The sequence below is a fragment of the Streptococcus sp. A22 genome (genome assembly GCF_043674215.1).
Taxonomy (GTDB): Bacteria; Bacillota; Bacilli; order Lactobacillales; family Streptococcaceae; genus Streptococcus; species Streptococcus suis_V.
The window spans coordinates 1-3,539 of the sequence record NZ_JBIMJQ010000054.1 but is presented as its reverse complement, the minus strand read 5'-3'; the positions used below and the strand labels follow the sequence as shown (position 1 = coordinate 3,539).

The following is a 3,539-nucleotide window of genomic DNA, read 5'->3' as shown; positions in this document are numbered from 1 at the left end:
TTTTCGAAGATTTTTCGACCACTATCATAGCGTGAAGCAGGGACACCTAGACTTCTATCCGTTGCGTTGGAATAGGTATAGGCAAACTTAGATTGGTAAGTGATAACCCCGTCAATGGGACTGACTTCTAGGACTGTCGCAACTTCTTGGTCAGACAGTTCATAGGCTTTCCCCATAAAGGTTTCTTGGGCAAATTTTCCGTAAACAGACAAAGGAATCCAGCGTGAACCGATTCGATAATCAATGTCTGCCAAGGTAATGCGGGCTGGTTTGACCGTTTCTAGTAGCCCTGCATAATGTGACCAGTTAAAGTCCTGATTGTCTTGTTTGACGAATAAATCTACCATTTCTAACTTAGTGACGACATCCCCTGACAGAAAGTCTTGGCGAGAAACATAGGTCAATTCTCCATTCAAATACTTCTCAGGATCAGGCATAATGAGGTCGCCTAACTCCTCAATCAAGGTCATCTGCGAATCAACCTGATAGATAGACATCATATAAGCGAAATCAACACCTCGTCCGTCAGCCAAGCTGGAATTTAAGGCATCAAGGGCAGTATGTACCTTTTTAACCTCTTTTTCGGGACGGACTAGAGCCTTCTCAAAGGCAAGGGATTTAGTATAGATAACAGACTTTCCACTTGGATCCAGACTTTCATCTTCCAAACTAGCAAGAAGCGAATACTTATCATCACTATCAAAAAGATTGCGGTTCACTGCACTGTTCAAATACCCATAGCGTTTGACAAAGCTATCATAGGTACGATTGAGTTTGCCTAACAAGTGGTTAAAGGTCTCCTTATCATAGTCATAATAGCGTTGAATGGCAATAACTTCTTGGTAGGCATTGCGAATATCGACCATTCCCTTAATCCGTGCCACTTCTTTATCAGACAAAGGAGCTTCATAGAAAACTGTCTTTTTATAATAACCCTTAAACTGACCACGTTTTGCTGCATCATCGGTCACATAAACATCCAGAGCAGTTCTATCAGTCACTTCTAAGGCATTAAAGCGATCAATCTGTTTTTGAGAATGCTTGGTGTCCCATGCTTTGAAGTTGCCCTCTTCATCGACATAGTAACTGATTTCTTCCGTCTTGGTTCCGACTCGAATGCCTTTGTTGTCTCGATAGTAAACTGTAGAACCCTGGTAACCAAAACTGTACTGACCCAGATTCTCCCTCATTTCAGCTGGAATGGAAGTATCAATGACTTGTTTGGTCAACACATTTGGATTAATGATGACCTCATTTCTATCAATCTCTATTGGAGTCTTAACGTGATTTAGAGCAGTTTGGACACTTGCAAACAAGTCATCACTAGTCCCCTTAACTGAAAGTGTTCCACCGTTAAAGTTTCTAACTTCATAGATTCCTAGCACTTGGCTATTGTATTCTCCATCAAAGTAAGGATTGAGCCAAATGCGACTATCCTTGTCATAACGAATGGAACCTGAGAAGGCTAGGTCATCTGAAACATATCCCTTGTCCAAGTGTTTCTGGAAGAACAACATATCCGTTGTGACATTCGTTCCTGCAATGGCCTTAAAGGCAGAATCAGGCAGTCGAACCCCACCAAGAAATTCAGTTGTCTCACGAATATCTTGTAAGATGTTTTCTGTTCGCTTATCCATAGTTCCCGTGGAAGAGATAATCGCTACTTGTCCACCATCATGGACTAAATCAAGCGACTTTTTGACAAAGTAATCATGAATCATGTAAGGCTTATCGTACCTGTTATCCGCAATTCGTATATTGGCAAACGGCACATTTGAAATCACCAAATCAAAACTATTGTCGTTAAAAGCCACCGTCTCAAACCCCTTAATTTCAATATGACTATTGGGATGAAGGTGTTTGGCTATAGCTCCTGTAATGGTATCTAGCTCTACGCCATATAGCTCACTCTTTTCTCTTAAGTGTTTGGGCATAGCCGCAAAGAAATTCCCTGTTCCCATGGAAGGATCTAGGATTTTGCCACCTGTAAAGCCATCTCTTTCTAACTTATCCCACATCTGACGGATAAGGGCAGGGTCCGTGTAATAAGCCGTCAGTGAGGACTGTTTCATATCTGAATATTCTTTATCTGATACTAAGTTTTTGAGTTCTTCACGTTCCATAGAAAATTTTGGATTATAGTCATCAAAGAAATCATTGGCAAGTCCACCCCAGCCCACATACTTGGCAAGGAGTTCTTGTTCACTTAATGAAGCATTGCGGTGCTCTACTTCTAGATTTTTTACCAAACGAATGGCCGCAATGTTTGTCTCAACCTTATCTCTAGCAGTCTTAGGATAGAAGTCCGTCAAATCTTCTGGAAAATGGAAGTCTGTTACTGGACTATCTGGAATTATTTCGACTACCTCCTCTTCAGGAATTTGATTATCTGTATCTTCAAGATCAGTATCGTTATGACCTTTTTCTGAACCATCTGGATCCAAAACTCCAATGTTCTGAACAGCTTCATTAACGGATTGACTTGTTTCCTCTTCCAGAAATGAAAAAAGATTCAACTCTTGGTCTGGTTCGTCCAACTCTACTTTTGGTTCTGGCTTTGGGATATGAAGCACCTGACTAATTTCCTCCCATGTTCTCAAATAAAGAACTGGATTTTGTTCAATGATATCGGAGAAATCATTAACCAACTCAATTCGAATCAAACCATTTAATCGTGCATCGCTGACCGACGTCACTTCAAAGTCCTGTCCTTTATAGGAAACCAACGTCCCAAGCGGATAGTTGTCCAAAACCATCTGAACAAGTGGATTTACCTCAAACGCTTCATCAACTACTTCTTTTCCCTCAGCTTTCTCTAGCTTGTTCTTCCAATCTCTGAGGGTTAAATCTGGCTGATTGCCTTTATCTTTTTCAAATTGCTCCGCGTCTTCTCTGCTAAGTTCTTGGTGTAAAAAGGCGTAAGCAATTTGTCGCAGCTCTTCAATGGAAAGCTGGCTACCAAAGAAAAATTCAATTTTTTCATGACCCAATCCCATTTGGAGTAGTTCTGTCGCAAGGGCTAGTTGAGTTACCGTAGCTTTTGGATAACCACCTAATAAAGCAAGGTCCGAATTTTTCAAATGAAAACGACCTACCGCATCCAATAAAATACCAACTTGGTCTGGGTCAAACTGAGATAGCTCAATCCCCACTTGAGTCAATTTTTCTTGATTTTCTATCCTAATGGCTTGTCCAATTTTTTCTAACTCCTTTTCTTCGACTGTAGTCAACGTTCGTTTCAGCTCATAGGGACTGCCATCAGCCTCTAGATAGGTAAGTAACTCTTCTCCCTCAAAGACTGGTATCATTTCCATATCAGTATCAAAATCACCTCGTCTAAAACTTGGGACTTTGGAACGTTCATTTCGAATTTGGTCAAAATAAGTTAGAATCTCAAATTTACGTCGTAATGACAACTCTTCATAGGCAGGCAGATGACTGGTTTTTCCTGTTTGAACATCTAGTTGAGACAAATCTACATCCAAACTAGCAATAACCAGAGAGCCCTCTTCTCGGAGAGATATTGCCTGATGAACACT

The 3,539-nt window shown here is 40.8% G+C and carries 1 protein-coding gene; it reads right to left on the bottom strand.

Annotated elements, in window-relative coordinates:
- On the bottom strand, positions 1-3,539 hold a 3,539-nt coding region (locus tag ACHBHN_RS11170), incomplete at both ends, for an N-6 DNA methylase (protein ID WP_394734147.1).